Here is a 17,171-nt window from a genome sequence, read left to right on the forward strand (position 1 = left end):
TTCAGGGAATCCATACTTATAGTTCAATAATGATATAAAAAAGAAGTCCGACGATGAAGAAATTTCATGCCGGACTTCTTTTGCGTTCGTTTCCAGTAAAATCTGACAGAAGAGAACCGGCCATCACGCATGGAACAGACGGTCAAATTCTTCTTTTGTCAGTGACGCCCCCTTTACCCCCACTACGGCTGAGGCGGCGGTGTTGGCAATGCAGATCGCTTCCTTAAGGTTTCTGCCTATGCTCAGGGAGGCCATAACCGCCCCGATATGGGAATCGCCGGCTCCTATGGTATCTACGACCGCAGAAGGAATTCCGTCCACATAATAGGAATTTCCAGTCCTCTCCCGGCAATAAGTTCCCTTTTCTCCCAATGTGATAATTACGGTGTTGGAGGTGAGGGAGAAAAGCGTTTCTGCGGCTTCTTCAACAGAGCCGCAGCCGCTCAGGCTCTTTGCCTCAGGTTCATTGATATGAAGCACGGGATGAAGCGCATAAAGCCGTTTGGTCTTTTCGGAACTGATCCGTACTCCTCTTGGCCCCGGGGCGTAGAATAGTTCCCTTTCCGGTTGGCTTTCCAGATATTCGATCAGTTCAATTCCCGTCGGTTCCTCAATCTCCAGGCCGCAGACATAGACCATGTCATAGACGGTTTGACGGAATTCTTCCATCCATTTTTTCCGGAAGGTGTACTCCGCGCCATGGTATGACATAAAGGTCCGTTCGCCGCTCGCCTCCACGAGACAGTAGCAGCAGCCGTTTTCACAATCGGGGACATGGACGGCGACGGGAAAACCGTTCCTTTCCAGTTCCCTTGCGACATAATCTCCGTAAAAGCCGGTTCCAACGGGAGAAATCAGGGTTAAGGGTGCGTTGAAGAGTTTGATCATGGACGCAACATTATAAGCGCAGCCGCCCAGAGCCAGGGACTGGCTGCTGGGGTGGATATCTTCTTCCGTTTTAGGAAGGTGATCGATATTTATGATAATGTCGACACAGGTTGAACCGATAACCATAATGTTTTTCGGCTGGTAGTCTGTGTCACGTACCGCACTGCCGGTTGATATTGCTTCACCGTTAAGGGATTCTGCATCGTGAGCCAATTGAAAAACCTCCGTTCTTTTATTGTTTCTATTTTAACAGTATAGCATAATAATTCAGGAAAACCGACAAATTTTTTACCATTTCCATTAAAATATGATAGACTTATAAAAGAAAAACAGGGGCAGAAAACGGCGGTGCCGGAAAGAACGCCAAGGGGAAAATATAGTAAGAATAAAAAGATTGATAAAATCCGGAGGTATAAAATGGATAAGACACTTCAATGCGAAGCACAATATCAAAAGATGGACGGCAGTAACGGAAACTGTAACGCCGGAAACGATCCTTACGCCAGGATTACTGAAATTGGGGATAACATACAGGAAAAACTGGTCAGGATCCGGAGGGATTTCCACAAACATCCAGAAACCGCATGGCTTGAGATGAGGACATCGGCGGTAATTGCCGAAAAACTGACACAGCTGGGTTATGAGGTTCTGACCGGAAAAGACGTATGCAGGGAGGGGAAACGGCTGGCTGTCCCTGACAGGGAGATTCTGGAGGAACATTACAGGAGGGTAAAGGCCGAAGCGACAATCGAGAGAAAGAGAAAGGAGGATGAGGGACTGGAAATTCCCGGCTATCCGGAATATCTTACAAGTGAGATGGAGCAGGGATATACCGGAGTAGTCGGAATCCTTCGGTGTGGGGACGGACCCGTCGTTGCGCTGCGGTTTGACATCGATGCACTGCCTATGGAAGAGGATGCATCGGAGGAACACCGGCCGTTCCGGGAGGGTTTTGCCTCTGTAAACCGTAAAATGATGCATGCCTGCGGCCATGACTGTCATGCGGCTATCGGCCTTGGCACGGCGGAAATCCTGGCTTCGATGCGAGAACAGCTTCATGGAACGGTAAAGCTTCTGTTCCAGCCGGGTGAAGAAGGGGTCAGGGGAGCGAATGCCATGGTGGCGGCCGGCCATCTGGACGGGGTGGACTATTTTGCCGGAACCCATGTGGCTCCTGATAATACGGAAGATGACGGTGATGTGACGCCCGGAACCTACGGTTCCCTGGCCACATGCAAGTATGATGTCCGTTTCACAGGAGAATCCGCCCATGCGGGAGGATTTCCTGAGAAGGGGAGGAATGCCGTCCTGGCTGCAGCCCATGCAGTGGTTGGCCTGTCCGGAATTGCGCGCCACAGCGGGGGAATAACCAGGGTCAACGTCGGCATGATTCAGGGCGGCACGAGCAGCAATGTGGTTGCGGATGAGGCTATGATTTCCATGGAAATCCGCGGTGAGACGACGGAGATCAACGGCTATATGGATCAGAGAGCCCGGGAAATCTGCCGGGCGGCGGCAATGATGGAGGGCTGTACCTGTGAGATGACACTGATGGGGCATGCTCCTTCCCAGGTGAGTGATATTCCGTTTATAGAGAGAATCGCCGGTGTGGTGAGGGAGCATCTGCCTCAGTATTCGGTCAGCAGCATACCAAATGCAAAAAATTGGGGCAGTGAAGATATCGGATTTATGATGAACCGTGTTCAGGAACAGGGAGGGCAGGCTGTTTACATGAGAACCACCACCGCAATGGCCTCTTTGCAGCATACGGCTCTGTTCGATGTGGACGAGGCGGTTCTGAAAAAGGGGGCGGTGGTCTTTGCGTCAATCGTCTATGATTTGCTGGGACAAAGCTGAATCACCAGAGGGTAACAACGGATCGGCAATAACGGAGGGAAATAAATAGAATAGCACCTCATGGAATATACAGAATGATGAAGGATATAGAAAACGGAATATATAATAGAAAGGAAAAACAAATATGCTGGAAACAGGAACAAAAGCACCCGAATTTAAACTTTTAAACCAGGAAGGGAAGGAAGTTTCCCTGGCCGATTATAAGGGAAAGAAAGTAATCCTCTATTTCTACAGTAAGGACAACACGGCAGGCTGCACGAAGCAGGCATGTTCCTTTGCAGAACTTTATCCGGATTTCAGGGAGAAGAATGCAGAGGTAATCGGAATCAGTAAAGACACGGTGGAATCACACAGGAAATTTGCCGAAAAGTACGGACTGCCCTTTACGATTCTTGCCGATCCGGAGCGGATTGCCATTGAGGCTTACGATGTGTGGAAAGAAAAGAATATGTACGGCAAAAAGGTGATGGGCGTGGTGAGGACCACATATCTGATCGATGAGGACGGGATTATTGAAAAAGCATTCACGAAGGTGAAAGCAGCGGATAACGCGAAACAGATGGCAGCGGAAGTTTAATGCCGCCGTCCGGTTACTGCCCCTGTTTCTAAAAAATGCAAAAACTGCTTGCATTACTCCTGAAGCAGCAGTAGAATATGAGATTGGCTGGGAAAACCGGCCCTGAATTTTATGATGCGAACACAGGAAAGGAAAGCAGATTATGAAGAAGTCTTATGAAATGGATATGTGCAGCGGCCCGATTTTGAAGAAGGTGCTGTCATTTTCCGTACCGCTTATGCTGTCGGGAGTCCTTCAGCTCCTGTTTAATGCGGCCGACGTTATTGTGGTGGGCCGCTTTGCAGGCAGCCAGTCACTGGCGGCGGTTGGTTCTACCACAGCTTTGATTAACCTTCTAATTAATATATTTATCGGACTGTCAATAGGAGCGAATGTTCTGGTGGCCCGTTATTATGGGGCAAAGAGTGAGAAAGATGTCAGTGAGACGGTACATACGGCTGTAGCCATCAGCCTGGTGAGCGGAGCGATTCTCGTATTCCTCGGTCTCTTCACCTCCAGATTTATGCTGGAGCTGATGGGAACTCCGGAGGATGTTATTGAAAAATCCGTGATATATATGAAGATATATTTTGCAGGAATGCCGGTCGTGATGGCTTACAATTTCGGCAGCGCAATTCTGAGAGCGGTGGGCGATACAAAGAGGCCCTTATACTTCCTCACGCTGGCAGGTGTTGTTAACATCGTGCTGAACCTGTTCTTTGTCATCAAGCTTCACATGGACGTGGCGGGAGTTGCGCTGGCTACGGTCATATCTCAGTGTGTTTCGGCGGGCCTTGTATTAAAATGCCTGGCACAGTCGGACGGACCGCTCAAACTGCACCTTAAGAAACTGAAAATTGACAAGAGAAAAACTCTTTTGATTATGAAGATTGGTCTTCCGGCTGGAATGCAGGGCGCAATTTTCTCGATTTCCAACGTTTTAATCCAGTCCTCTGTCAACTCCTTTGGTTCGATTGCCATGGCGGGTAATACGGCTTCGGCTAATATCGAAGGCTTTGTGTATACGGCAATGAATGCTCTGTATCAGACAAACCTGAGCTTTACGAGCCAGAATATCGGCGCCAGGATGTATACCCGTGTAAACAAGATTCTTTACGTCTGCCTCGGCACGGTGACCGCCGTGGGAATGGTCCTCGGTTTTGCCGCTGTAATCGGCGGCACGGATCTGCTGAAGATTTATTCCTCCGATCCGGAAGTTATCTCCTACGGTATGTTAAGGATGTCCATAATTTGTACCACCTATTTTATCTGCGGCTGGATGGATACTCTGGTCGGCAGTCTGAGGGGGATGGGATATTCCATTCTTCCAATGGTCGTCTCGCTCACGGGAGCCTGCGGCCTGCGTGTGATATGGATATTCACCATATTTGCCTATCACCATACACTTTTTTCGCTGTATATATCATATCCCATTTCATGGCTGATCACGGCTGTTGCCCATATGATCTGTTACAGGAAAATATATAAAAAGGTGCCGAAGAAAGACGGAGTCATAGTCTGATTGGCTATCGATTCCATTGAGTCTATAAAATAATGCCGTCATCGCCTTCACGCACGAACTCCATGATCTCCCCAGGCTGACAGTTCAGGACGTCGCAGATGGCGTTCAGTGTGCTGAAGCGGATAGCACTTATTTTTCCTGTTTTTATTTTAGAAAGGTTGACGTTGGATACGCCAACCTTTTCTGATAATTCATTCAGAGATATCTTACGATCTGCCATAACTCTGTCAAGGCGCAGTATAATTGCCATCTTTTTACCTCCTTATAATGTTTCGTCCGATTCTTGCTGAAGCTCTTATTTTGTAAAGCGAAAAGTTATCTTTATAAATTACAATTGAATATGGGTAATGACACTCATGGGATTGCATCCCGAAGATTCCTGTTTCACTCTAAAACGCGTTCCGCTGTGAATATAAAGTCGCATTATGTAGAATCTGTAAATTTCGGAAAGAACAACTTCTATTATTGTCGGAATGGTGGACAACAAAACCGTTTGATGCTAAGATAAAATAATGGCAACGGTTCGGAAGATACCGAATTGTTATAAATTACGTACGAAAGTAAAAGGAAGTGAGACGTTGAGAGAAGAATTCAGAAGCAGACAGAAAAGAGGGCTTGATATCATAAGAAGGTATCAGTGGACAATCAATGAAATACTGACAATGGAGATGCCAGAATCCTTCGTTTATTTCAGCGATCCGGAAACATACGAAGTACTCTATATCAGTGACGAGAAATTTATCGCCGAGGAATTGAAACGCGATCATTACCAGGGTGAAAAATGCTATGAGGTTTTTCAGGGACGTTCCACCCCCTGTCCGTTCTGCACGAATCATCTTCTCAGTAAGGATCATTATTACATCTGGACGCGTCACAATCCATTTCTGAACAACGACTATATTCTAAAAGATAAATTTGTGGATTTGGACGGGCGTACCGTCCGTATGGAGATTGCAACGGCGCTAAAGGGACATGACGCTGTTTTAAGCGCCCTGGAGGAGAGCTTTGAAAGCCAGAATATACTGATGAACTGCATACAGCCTATGCTTGACGAAGCGGATCAATTGGTAGCGCAGAGACGGATTATGGACAATATCTGTCCTTTCTTTGGCGCGGAGTGGGGAACCATCCACAGCTGCGGAGATTATCCAACCCTTGTCGAGTGGGGCAGCAGGCCGGGAAGCAAGCGGAACATCGGAAAACGGCCGTCCGTTTACATGAAGGAATGCAGGAAACGCTTGAACAGCTCTTCTCAGATACTGATTATGGACACGGAGAGTATCAGGGAGACAGATCCTGAGAATTACGAGTTTTTGAAAGAGGAAGGAATCACCTCCCTTTGCTGTACACCCATTTTTACTGGGAAAGAGCTGTCAGGCATGATTACCATCGGAAATTTTACAAAGCGTCGGACCGATATAACAATGCTTTTTACACTGGCATTCTATATCGCTTCCCTGATGCAGAGAGATGAGCTTTACCGGAAAAAACTGCGTCTTGAGTATTACGATGTGCTGACGGGCAGCCTCAACCTCGAAGGTTTCAGGAGGGAAGCAAGCGTGCTCTTTGCAGCGGCGGCGCCGTCGGAGTATTCGGTATGGTACTGTGATATCAAGAATTTTAAATACATTAATGATCTGTTCGGTTTCAATACGGGAAACAGAATCTTGAAATACTGGGCAACCTGCCTGAAAGAGAACTGCCGGGAAGGGGAGATATTCTGCCGTGTCAGCGATGATAACTTCGCGTTTTTGTGGAAACGCGATGAGGCGGAAAAACTTCAGGAGAGGTTTGAGAAGCTTGTAGAAAAACTGGCTTCATTCACGCCGTTTAAGGAAAAAAACTACCAGGTAGAGGTCAACAGCGGCGTTTTTATTCCGGAGTCTTCTTGTAATATGGATATGGACGAACTGCTAAACCGTGCCAATATGGCACAGAAGTCAGTGAAGAACCTGAGGGGAAGCAGGCCCGGCTTTTTTACCGAGGAGCTGAGGATTAAAGTCCTGAACGAGATACAGATGGAATCTGAGATGAGGGCGGCTCTTACGAACGGAGAGTTTGTGCTCTACTTACAGCCGCAGACACCGCTTCGGAGGGTGAGCGGACAGAAGCAGCACCGGGCAGAGGCTCTGGTGCGCTGGATTCGCGATGGACGGATTTATGCGATGCCGGATGATTTTATCGGACTGTTTGAGAAAAACGGCATGATAGCCAGCCTGGATCAGTATCTCTATGAGAAAATCTGCAGCCTGATCAACCGGATGAAAAAGAGCGGGATGCCTTCTGTCTGCATTGCAGTTAATGTGTCGAGGCATACGATGATTCAACCCGAGTTTGTGGAAACTTATATTGCGATCAGGGATAAATATCAGATAGAGAATGATGAACTGGAACTGGAATTCACGGAGAGCATTGCCGTGGAGGACTTGGAAATGATGCAGCAGGTTTTGAAAAAGCTGAAAAAAGCAGGCTTCATCTGCGCCATGGATGATTTTGGGACGGGGTACTCATCCCTGAATGTACTCCAGGTGCTTCCTCTTGATATTCTGAAGCTGGATCGGGGATTTCTGGCTTCGGAAGGGGAAGATGTCCGCAGGCAGATCGTGGTTGAGAGCGTGCTGCAGATGGCAAAACGGTTGAACATGCTGACAATTGTGGAGGGTGTGGAAAGCAGGGAGCAATTGCATCTGCTGGAGAGACTGGACTGCGACTATCTACAGGGATTTTTAGTGTCACCGCCTTTATCAGAAGACGAGTATAGAAGTTTTATAAAGGAGGAGGAGATACATGGAGGAGAAAGTGAAATACAGCAGATATAGAACGACACTGTTCGCAGTTGCTGTAACCGCTTTTTGCGTCCTGATTTATTCTATTTTTATTAATTATGGTACAAAAGTAAATAACCGTTTTATGAGTATAGAAAAAGAAAACCTGATGGAGTATGGGGAAGCCCAGAGTATAAAAATCAGTGAAGACCTGACGAATATGAAGGTGCGGCTCAAATCGGTGGCAGAGTTTGCGGGAGCTGCTTCGTTTGATGTGGAAAGCGGGGAATTTAAACAATATCTTTCCCGTGTGAACGGCACACAGAATTTTCCCGTTGGTTACGTTCCGGCTGATGTCTGGAGAGAAAGATCAAAGGAAGCGGATCTGAAACCCGAAGAAAGAGAATTTTACGTAAAGCTGCTGGGAGGAAATCCTGCCGTATCTAAACTTATCTATTCCCCGTCCAGGTCAGGATACTATTTTTTTGCAGGTGAACCCGTTATCAGGAACGGAGAGACGATAGGCGTCGTCAAATGCGCTGTCAGTGTTTCTGAACTGATGAATCTGCTGGAGGGTTATTCCGGTATGAGAGGAACCATGGTAAGCTGCATTGCCGATGGAAACGGAGAGATTCTTTATTGCAGCGACAAAGAGGAGTGGGTCGGCCAGAACATCCGTGATATCCTGCGGAGTGCAGAGAAAAAGACGAAAGGGATCGATGAATTTATCCGGGCTGTAGAGGAGAACTTAAACATTACCTTAACCGTGGATGCGGATACAGACAGCGCATTTCTGACGAATATTCCCATGGGTTTTGAGGGGTGGAACCTGATGAGCTTTTCCGATGCCAACCTGATGAAGGATGTGTCCTCACAGCTTTTAGACGACACAATCCTGATGGGAATGTCCCTTGTAGGAATTACGCTTCTGGCCGGCCTGCTCATCTATATACTGATGAGAGAAAGCGGGCGCCGGATTAAATTAGAACAGGCGAGATATGCGGCGCTTTCCAATTTTTCGGACACTATCCTGTTTGAATATAACTTCAGAACAGACGTGCTTCAGCTGACACAGAATGCTACAGAACTCCTTGGCGTTGTGCGGCACAGCATCGAAAAATTCAGCAGTTTCTGCGGAGGACTGGTACACCCGGACGATGTGGACGAGACCGTGAACTCTATTGCATCCGTCAGGAAGGATGGAGAGTTAAAGGTTGTGGAATTAAGGCTTTTAGGACGGGACGGAGGCTGGATATGGTGCGAATGCAAGATGCAGCCAATCAGCGGAAACAAGGATATTGTCATAGGAAAACTGACCGATATTACCGGACGCAAGGCCAAGGAGATGAACCTGCTCTCTTTAAGTTCGACCGACACTTTAACAGGCCTTATGAACCGGGAGGCGTTTGTGGGAAAGGTGGAATCTCTTATCGAAGAAAAGCAGAAGGGATTCTTTTTCATGATTGATGTGGATAACTTCAAACTGGTTAATGACACGAAAGGCCATGAGGCGGGTGACGGCTATCTTACCAAAATCGGTGAGCTGCTCCGTCAGTCATTCCGGGATTATGATCCGGTTGCCCGGATCGGAGGGGATGAATTTGCCGCCTTTATGTCCGATACTTCGGACATTGAGAATGCACAGAAGAAAGCTGAGCTGATCCTGTCTAAAATGAGCCATTCCCAGGGAGAGGCGGAAGTGGGAATGTCCGTCAGCATCGGAATTGCGGCCTGTCCGATTGACGGCCGGTCCTACCAGGAACTTTACCGCAATGCAGATCAGGCGATGTATATGGCGAAAAGAAAAGGCAAAAACCGCTTCGTCTGCCACAAACCGCCCGAGACCGAACAGGGCGCTTTAGAATGAACAAAAGAAAAACAGGGTGTAAAGAAAAAACACTTGACACCCTGTTGAACCTGTTGTATGATAAGTCAGGTGATTGAAATGGAAAAAATTGTAGAGCAGGGTCTTTTATATGATTTTTACGGTGAATTGCTTACAGAGCATCAGAAATCGATTTATGAAGATGTTGTGTTCAACGATTTGTCCCTGAGTGAGATTGCAAAAGAAAAAGGCATCAGCCGTCAGGGAGTCCATGATATGATAAAGCGCTGTGACAAGATACTGAACGGTTATGAAGAAAAACTGGGCCTTGTTAAGAAATTTCTAAAGACAAGGGAGCTGGTGGAGGAGATTAACTGCCTCACCGGCGAGTTCCTTGAGACAGAGGACAAGGAACTGATTAAGCGCGTTGGACAGATTTCCAATGATATCCTGAAACTTGTATGATTGATTGGCGATGAAAAGTTTGTGCAACATGCTTTTTACTGCCTGACTTGAACGGAGGGTTTTGAATGGCTTTTGAAAGCTTGGCAGATAAACTGCAGAACGTTTTTAAAAACCTGACGGGAAAAGGACGCTTATCGGAAGCGGACGTTAAAGCAGGTCTTAAGGAAGTCAAGATGGCTCTCCTCGAAGCCGATGTAAGCTTTAAGGTTGTAAAACAGTTTATCAATTCTGTACAGGAACAGGCGGTGGGCACCGATGTGCTGAACGGCCTTCATCCGGGGCAGATGGTAATAAAGATTGTCAACGACGAACTCGTAAAACTGATGGGTTCCGAGATGACGGAGATTGCTTTAAAACCCAGCAATGAGATTACGGTTATCATGATGGCCGGCCTTCAGGGAGCCGGTAAGACGACGACCACGGCCAAGATAGCGGGCAAGCTTAAGGCCAAGGGAAGAAATCCCCTTCTGGCAGCCTGCGACGTATACCGTCCTGCGGCGATTGAACAGCTTCAGAAGAACGGTGAGAAGCAGGGAGTGCCTGTCTTTTCCATGGGTACGGGGCACAAGCCGGTGAATATTGCAAAGGCGGCAATTGAGCATGCGTCAAAGAACGGCCAGAATGTGGTAATCATTGATACCGCCGGACGTCTTCATATCGACGAAGATATGATGAATGAGCTGGTGGAAATCAAGGAGAATGTGGATGTAAACCAGACGCTTCTCGTAGTTGATGCCATGACGGGACAGGATGCGGTCAATGTAGCCGGAATGTTTAACGACAAGATCGGCGTCGACGGCGTTATTCTGACTAAGATGGACGGTGATACACGAGGCGGTGCGGCTCTTTCTATTAAAGCAGTAACCGGCAAACCGATTCTTTACGTCGGCATGGGAGAAAAGCTTTCCGATTTAGAGCAGTTCTATCCTGACAGGATGGCATCCAGAATACTCGGTATGGGCGATGTGCTGTCGATTATCGACAAGGCCGCAGCCGTGATGGATGAAGAAAAAGCAAAAGAACTCAGTAAAAAGATTAAAAAAGCTGAGTTTGACTATAATGATTTCCTGGATCAGATGCGCCAGATTAAGCAGATGGGCGGTATGTCCAGCATCTTAACGATGATGCCGGGTATGAACCAGTTAAAAGGCGTGGATCTGGACGACAATGAGAAGGCGATGGGAAGAGTCGAGGCGATTATCCTCTCCATGACGGATGAGGAGAGAAAGAACCCGGATCTCATCAACCCCTCCAGGAAAAAGCGCATTGCGAATGGTGCAGGCGTGGACATTGCCGAGGTGAACCGGATGGTGAAACAGTTCGGCGAGATGAAGAAGATGATGAAACAGCTTCCCGGAATGATGGGAGGCGGCAAACGCCGCGGCGGTGGTCTTGGCGGAATGCTCGGGAAGATGAAATTCCCGTTTTAAAAACAGTTAGTATGATGCATAAGCATTATCTATACAGAATTAACCCAAGGAGGTGAAAGTAAAATGGTAAAGATGAGACTGAAAAGAATGGGTCAGAAGAAGGCTCCTTTCTATAGAATTGTTGTTGCAGATTCCAGATCCCCGAGAGACGGAAGATTCATCGAAGAGATTGGTTACTATGATCCTAACACAGAGCCAAGCACAATCAAGATCGATGAGGAAGCAGCTAAAAAGTGGTTATCTACAGGTGCTCAGCCAACCGAAACAGTTGGTAAACTTTTAAAAATCGCCGGCATCCAGTAATCACTTACTATTCACAGCCGTTATACCCGATAATGCGGGACACGCAGTCCCGTGAGGCGTTTTTATGCACAGTATGCGTGAAAATCCCGAGTTTGACGGCGCGAAACTGCATCTTGCAGTTTCTGTGCATCGCGAAGCGAGTTGCTGTTCGCAGAACTGTGTCTTAGCAGGGCTGGGAATAGTGACAATTAGCAGCCTGGCCTGTGAGGTGAATTGGTATGAAAGAATTAGTAGAAGTGATCGCAAAAGCACTGGTTGAAAACCCAGACGAAGTTGCAGTTACAGAATCGGTGAAAGATGACGAGATTGTAGTTGAGCTTAAGGTTGCCGCCTCAGACATGGGAAAGGTGATCGGCAAACAGGGACGCATTGCCAAGGCAATCCGCTCTGTTGTGAAAGCAGCAGCTTCCAAAGATGATAAGAAAGTTATTGTAGAAATTCAGTAACGTAAAAGCCGCCGGCCTGCAGGGGAAGACGGCTTTTCTTTTGATACGGCAAAGAATCCTTATAAAGCAGGATTTTTCTATATGACAACGGCGGAATTACGGTCTGCCGCACAGAAAGGACAGGGAAGCAGGATGGAACAGTTTCTGCGGGTGGGCGTTATCTCCTCGACTCATGGAATTAAAGGAGAGGTAAAGGTATTTCCCACAACCGATGACGCAAACAGATTTAAAAAACTGAAGGAAGTGCTGCTCGATACGGGAAAAGAACGTATTCCCATGGAAGTAGAACAGGTGAAATTCCATAAGAATATGGTCATTGTCAAATTCAAGGGTTATGACAATATCAGCGATATGGAACTGTATAAGGGAAAAGATCTTCTCGTCTCCAGGGATCAGGCGGTCAAGCTTGAGCCGGATGAGAATTTCATTATAGATTTAATCGGCCTTAAGGTGGTCACAGATGAAGGGGCGGATTTTGGCACGGTAAAGGATATTCTCCAGACCGGCGCCAATGATGTCTATGTGATCGACGGCAATGACGGGAAGGAATACCTGTTCCCATCCATCAAGGAGTGCATTCTGGATGTAAACCTGGATGAGGGAACGGTGACGGTCCACATTATGGACGGCCTTCTGGATTTATAATATCTGGATATGTTTAAGGAGCATAATTTTATGAATTTTCATATTCTAACGCTGTTTCCCGAGATGGTGATGGGAGGGCTTAACACCAGCATTACCGGGAGGGCCATGGAGAACGGCCTGATATCGGTGGAAGCCGTCAATATACGTGATTATTCCACGGACAAGCATCATCATGTGGACGATTATCCGTACGGCGGAGGAGCGGGAATGGTGATGCAGCCAGGACCGATCTACGCGGCCTGTGAGGATCTGGCCGGTAAGATCGGAAAGAGGCCGAGAGTAATCTATATGACACCCCAGGGCCGGGTATTTAACCAAAAGATTGCCGAGGAGCTGGCGCAGGAGGACGAGCTTGTATTCCTCTGCGGCCACTATGAGGGAATCGACGAGCGGGTTCTGGAACTTGTCGTGACGGATTATCTCTCCATCGGTGATTATGTGCTCACCGGCGGCGAACTGCCCGCCATGGTCATGATAGACTGCATCTCAAGGCTGGTGCCAGGAGTGCTGAATAACGACGTCTCCGCGGAATTTGAATCATTCCACGACAACCTGCTGGAGTACCCGCAGTACACAAGGCCCGAGGAATTTATGGGTAAAAAAGTACCCGAGGTGCTCTTGTCGGGCCATCATAAAAACATCGACGAGTGGCGGCGCAGGAAATCCATAGAACGCACACTGGAGCGCAGGCCGGAACTGCTTGAAGACGCTGTTTTATCCAAGAAGGAGGCGTTGTATCTGGCGCAGCTTAAAGAGGGGATTTAGTTGAGATGCGAGGATGCCTCTGTAAGATGGCGGACGGGGGAGTGGGATGGTGTATATGAGTCTTCAGTCCCGGTGTTTAGGTTGTGGTGAGGGGGAATCCGGAGAAAAAAATTCCTGCGGGGACACGCTCCCGCTTGTGAAGCGCACAGCGGATGCTAAGCTCGTGAGGGACCTCGCTAAGCACCGGCGGGCTTCAAGGTCTCCCTTCGGAAAGTTTTTCTCCTCCTTCCCCGGGCAGGTTATCGACGGGACTGAAGACTCAGGCAAGGCTGTTGCCCCGTCCGTCATCTTCAGGGGCTGATTGTCTCTTTCGTCAAGTGGGGAGGAGGTATTGTCGCGACCACTACGTTGTGGCGATATTTATACGGAGCTGGGCTGTTATGGTGAATGCTTTGTGATATGCAGTGACAGAATAAAACGCTGTTTCGTGCCGGTGGATTTGGATTTAGGTATCTTTATGTGAAAATGTATAGAAATGCTTTGCAGAATGTAAACTCATGAATAGCGATTGAGCTTTTTTGATTGAGATTTTTCGTTTTGTCGGCATTTCAGATTATATGAAAGAGATGTCTAAGGCGGAATTGAAAGAAGATTCTGTCTTTCAGATAGAGAGTTTAAGCAGAGAATTTAAAATGAGCAGGAGTCATTTCCCGGGTATTGGAATAAACGTAGTGGCAGCGACAGTTCCCTTTTCCCCTTTGAAAGAAGAGAACAATTCAGCGGCCGCAGGCCGGGATTCGGGATGGCGGAAACCTTCGCGTCTTCAGTCCCGGGGTATAACCTTCCCGTGGGGAAGGAGGGAGAAAAAGATTCCGGAGGGAACCTGAAGTTCATCGGCACTTACCGAGGTTTTTTCGAGGTTAGTACCGTTATGCACTTCGAAGGCAAGCGTTTCCCGCAGGAACTTTTCTGCCGGATTCCCCCGCGCAACCTTCACCCGGGACTGAAGACTCATAACCTCCCCTCACCATCCCCCCCCGGCCGTCCCGGCGGCGTTCTCATATTTCAAAAAACGCTTGCATTCCACCCCAATATATGGTATCATAATAAACTGTGAAATAAAGAGATGGTCCTCTGTTACGGAATGTATTAAGAACATCAAAGATTTTAAAGGAGGTTCACTAGGATGAACGAAATTATCAAGAATATCGAAGCTGCTCAGTTGAAAGCAACTGTTCCGAGCTTCAATGTAGGAGATACAGTAAGAGTATCTGCTAAAATCAAAGAGGGAAACCGTGAGAGAACTCAGATTTTCGAAGGAACTGTTATCAAGAGACAGAACGGCAGTTCAAGAGAAACTTTCACCGTAAGAAAGAATTCCAACGGTGTAGGCGTAGAGAAGACATGGCCGTTACATTCTCCTGTTGTTGAGAACATTGAAGTAATCAGAAGAGGTAAAGTAAGAAGAGCAAAACTTAACTATTTAAGAGACAGAGTTGGTAAAGCTGCCAAAGTTAAAGAGTTAGTTAAATAATTCTTGGAATGAAAAGGGACAATGTAAATTGTCCCTTTTTTAGCAGACAGGTTATTGCAGTTCATAACGACAGGTTAGGGGAAAAGAATGCATATAGACGAAGAACCCAGCCGCCTGCGGCTGATAGTTAACTGGATTGTCGATATCGTTGTCGTAATATCTATTGCCTGGTTTGTTGTATTCTCGATGGGGACGCAGATTACAGTGACGGGCCAATCCATGGAACCTGTGCTCTCACAGGATGAGATGGTTTTGATGAACCGGCTTTCCGTCAGGTTTGGAAAGATCAAGCGGTTCGATATCGTAGTATTTGAAAAGGAAGATAAGAAATTTAATATTAAGAGAGTAGTCGGCCTGCCCGGTGAGACGGTGCAGATTAAGGACGGTTCTCTCTATATTAATGATGAAAAAATAGAGGCGGAAAACGGACTTTCACAGGCTGCGCTTGCAGGCCTTGCGGAGAATCCGGTGGTACTTGCGGAGGATGAATACTTTCTTTTGGGAGATAACCGGGAAAACAGTGAGGACAGCCGTTTTGTCAATGTAGGAAATGTAAAGAAGAGCCAGATTCGAGGAAAGGTCTGGTTCCGGATACGTCCGCTGCGCCGTATCGGGCTGATACGCTCCGGCGCCTGAAAGGAGATTCACAGATGAATATACAATGGTATCCAGGCCATATGACAAAGGCCAAAAGAGCCATGAAGGAAGATATTAAACTGATCGATCTGGTGATCGAGCTGGTGGATGCCAGGGTTCCTCTTGGAAGCAGGAATCCCGATATCGATGAACTGGCAAAAGGAAAAGGCAGAATCATTCTGTTGAATAAATCGGATCTGGCAGATGAGAGATATAATGAGAAATGGTCGGCCTGGTTTCAGGCCAAAGGGTTCCACGTCATTAAAGTGAACGCAAGATCCGGAATGGGTTTAAAACAAATCCAGCCGCTGGTGCAGGAGGCCTGCCGTGAGAAGATCGAGCGTGACAGGAGAAGGGGAATCTTAAACCGGCCCGTCCGTACGATGGTAGTCGGTATCCCGAATGTGGGAAAATCCACCTTTATCAATTCATTTGCAGGAAAAGCGTGCACAAAGACCGGGAACAAGCCGGGCGTGACAAAAGGCAACCAGTGGATCCGACTGAATAAGACGCTTGAGCTTTTAGATACCCCGGGAATTCTCTGGCCCCGTTTTGAAGACCAGGATGTGGGGCTGAAGCTGGCCTTTATCGGTTCCATCAACGACGAGATCATCGATAAAGAAGAGCTGGCCGCAGAGCTGCTTAAATTCCTGATGAAGTACTACGGCGGCAATCTGAAAGAGCGGTACGCAATAGAGGCAGAAGACCCGTATGAGGCCCTCAGACAGGTGGCCAAGGCGCGTTCCTGTCTTTTAAAGGGTAATGAACTGGATACGAAGAAGGCGGCCAACATCCTGCTGGATGATTTCAGAAGCGGGAAACTGGGACGGGTTACGCTTGAATTCCCGCAAAACCAGGAAAAAGAAGAAAATTAAGAAAATAGAGAAACCAGAGACAGGGAACTGAACGATAAGACAGGAGAGATACAAAGGATGAGAAAAATCAGCAGTGAGAAGCTGGAGCAGGAGCTTGCGCGCCTGGAACGGATGAAAGAATATGAGCGCAAATATGAAGGGTATTCCATTGTCTGCGGAATCGACGAAGCAGGCAGGGGACCGCTTGCAGGTCCGGTTGTGGCGGCTGCCGCTGTTTTGCCGAAGGATGCCACCATTCTCTGGCTGAATGACTCCAAGAAGCTCTCCGAGAAACGGCGCGAGGAACTGTTCCAGGAGATTCAGGAAAAAGCGGTGACATACGGAGTGGGAGTCGTGAGCCCGGCAGTCATTGATGAGATCAATATTCTCCAGGCAACCTATGAGGCGATGAGACAGGCGGTTTCCGCCCTTTCCTCGGAGCCGGATATCCTGCTTAACGACGCTGTCATCATTCCTGGAATTGATGAGAAAAAACAGGTTAAGATTATTAAGGGCGACGCCAAAAGCGTTTCCATCGCAGCGGCCAGCATACTGGCTAAAGTGACGAGGGACCGCATGATGGGAGAATATGACAAGCTTTATCCGGAATACGGATTTGCACAGCACAAGGGATACGGCACAAAGGCGCATATGGATGCCATCCGGGAATTCGGCGTCTGCCCGATCCACCGCAGAAGTTTTTTAACGAAGATGGATTTAAAATAACAGGGACTAAAATG

Annotated in this window: 17 protein-coding genes; 15 read left to right on the top strand and 2 right to left on the bottom strand. The window is 47.6% G+C overall.

The genetic code is table 11. From position 1 onward, the window contains the following. Window positions 1–123: 123 nt before the first annotated feature. Entirely contained in the window at window positions 124–1,101 is a 978-nt protein-coding gene (locus EJL91_RS01730; protein ID WP_341466934.1) for a PfkB family carbohydrate kinase, read from the bottom strand. A 204-nt stretch (window positions 1,102–1,305) separates the two neighbouring features. Here EJL91_RS01730 and EJL91_RS01735 point away from each other — a divergent pair, with 204 nt between their 5' ends. The 3 genes from EJL91_RS01735 to EJL91_RS01745 all read left to right on the top strand — a co-directional run bounded on the left by EJL91_RS01735 (window position 1,306) and on the right by EJL91_RS01745 (window position 4,823). Then, window positions 1,306–2,745, top strand: coding sequence for an amidohydrolase (locus EJL91_RS01735; RefSeq protein ID WP_164516728.1), 1,440 nt, complete (start codon window positions 1,306–1,308; stop codon window positions 2,743–2,745). Window positions 2,746–2,869: 124 nt separating this feature from the next. Next, a complete protein-coding gene (gene bcp, locus EJL91_RS01740; RefSeq protein WP_125140242.1) occupies window positions 2,870–3,322 on the top strand; it encodes a thioredoxin-dependent thiol peroxidase in 453 nt (150 codons plus the stop codon). A gap of 142 nt (window positions 3,323–3,464) precedes the next feature. Next, a complete protein-coding gene (locus tag EJL91_RS01745) occupies window positions 3,465–4,823 on the top strand; it encodes an MATE family efflux transporter (protein ID WP_125140243.1) in 1,359 nt (452 codons plus the stop codon). Between the two features lie 22 nt (window positions 4,824–4,845). On the opposite strand, the gene EJL91_RS01750 is transcribed toward EJL91_RS01745, so the two are convergent. Beyond that, complete coding sequence (locus tag EJL91_RS01750) at window positions 4,846–5,073, bottom strand: helix-turn-helix domain-containing protein (RefSeq protein WP_125140244.1); 228 nt, start codon at window positions 5,071–5,073, stop codon at window positions 4,846–4,848. A gap of 328 nt (window positions 5,074–5,401) precedes the next feature. Between EJL91_RS01750 and EJL91_RS01755 the strand changes: the two genes are divergently transcribed. From EJL91_RS01755 to EJL91_RS01810, 12 genes are all read left to right on the top strand, one after another. Further along, entirely contained in the window at window positions 5,402–7,642 is a 2,241-nt protein-coding gene (locus EJL91_RS01755) for a sensor domain-containing phosphodiesterase (RefSeq protein ID WP_243125205.1), read from the top strand. Continuing rightward, complete coding sequence (locus EJL91_RS01760; protein WP_125140245.1) at window positions 7,611–9,455, top strand: sensor domain-containing diguanylate cyclase; 1,845 nt, start codon at window positions 7,611–7,613, stop codon at window positions 9,453–9,455. The genes EJL91_RS01755 and EJL91_RS01760 overlap by 32 nt, the downstream gene beginning before the upstream one ends. A gap of 78 nt (window positions 9,456–9,533) precedes the next feature. After that, window positions 9,534–9,878, top strand: a complete 345-nt coding sequence (gene ylxM / locus EJL91_RS01765) for a YlxM family DNA-binding protein (protein ID WP_341466935.1) — start codon at window positions 9,534–9,536, stop codon at window positions 9,876–9,878. A 65-nt stretch (window positions 9,879–9,943) separates the two neighbouring features. Further along, window positions 9,944–11,308 carry a signal recognition particle protein gene (gene ffh, locus EJL91_RS01770; RefSeq protein WP_125140247.1) on the top strand — a complete coding sequence of 455 codons (1,365 nt, stop codon included), beginning with the start codon at window positions 9,944–9,946 and terminating at the stop codon, window positions 11,306–11,308. A gap of 63 nt (window positions 11,309–11,371) precedes the next feature. Next, complete coding sequence (gene rpsP / locus EJL91_RS01775; RefSeq protein ID WP_003506984.1) at window positions 11,372–11,611, top strand: 30S ribosomal protein S16; 240 nt, start codon at window positions 11,372–11,374, stop codon at window positions 11,609–11,611. 218 nt (window positions 11,612–11,829) lie between these two features. Beyond that, entirely contained in the window at window positions 11,830–12,057 is a 228-nt protein-coding gene (locus EJL91_RS01780) for a KH domain-containing protein (RefSeq protein WP_003506987.1), read from the top strand. A 132-nt stretch (window positions 12,058–12,189) separates the two neighbouring features. Then, on the top strand, window positions 12,190–12,702 hold the full coding sequence (gene rimM, locus EJL91_RS01785) for a ribosome maturation factor RimM (protein WP_125140978.1): 513 nt from the start codon (window positions 12,190–12,192) through the stop codon (window positions 12,700–12,702). A 30-nt stretch (window positions 12,703–12,732) separates the two neighbouring features. Further along, window positions 12,733–13,467, top strand: a complete 735-nt coding sequence (trmD, locus tag EJL91_RS01790; protein ID WP_125140248.1) for a tRNA (guanosine(37)-N1)-methyltransferase TrmD — start codon at window positions 12,733–12,735, stop codon at window positions 13,465–13,467. A 1,126-nt stretch (window positions 13,468–14,593) separates the two neighbouring features. Then, window positions 14,594–14,941, top strand: coding sequence for a 50S ribosomal protein L19 (rplS, locus tag EJL91_RS01795; RefSeq protein ID WP_125140249.1), 348 nt, complete (start codon window positions 14,594–14,596; stop codon window positions 14,939–14,941). Between the two features lie 87 nt (window positions 14,942–15,028). Beyond that, window positions 15,029–15,577 (top strand): signal peptidase I, encoded by a 549-nt coding sequence (gene lepB / locus EJL91_RS01800; protein ID WP_125140250.1) that lies wholly within the window; start codon window positions 15,029–15,031, stop codon window positions 15,575–15,577. 14 nt (window positions 15,578–15,591) lie between these two features. Next, a complete protein-coding gene (gene ylqF, locus EJL91_RS01805) occupies window positions 15,592–16,452 on the top strand; it encodes a ribosome biogenesis GTPase YlqF (protein ID WP_125140251.1) in 861 nt (286 codons plus the stop codon). Window positions 16,453–16,509: 57 nt separating this feature from the next. Continuing rightward, complete coding sequence (locus EJL91_RS01810; RefSeq protein WP_125140252.1) at window positions 16,510–17,157, top strand: ribonuclease HII; 648 nt, start codon at window positions 16,510–16,512, stop codon at window positions 17,155–17,157. The last annotated feature ends 14 nt before the right edge of the window (window positions 17,158–17,171 follow it).

The organism is Clostridium transplantifaecale (assembly GCF_900626075.1).
GTDB lineage: Bacteria > Bacillota > Clostridia > Lachnospirales > Lachnospiraceae > Otoolea > Otoolea transplantifaecalis.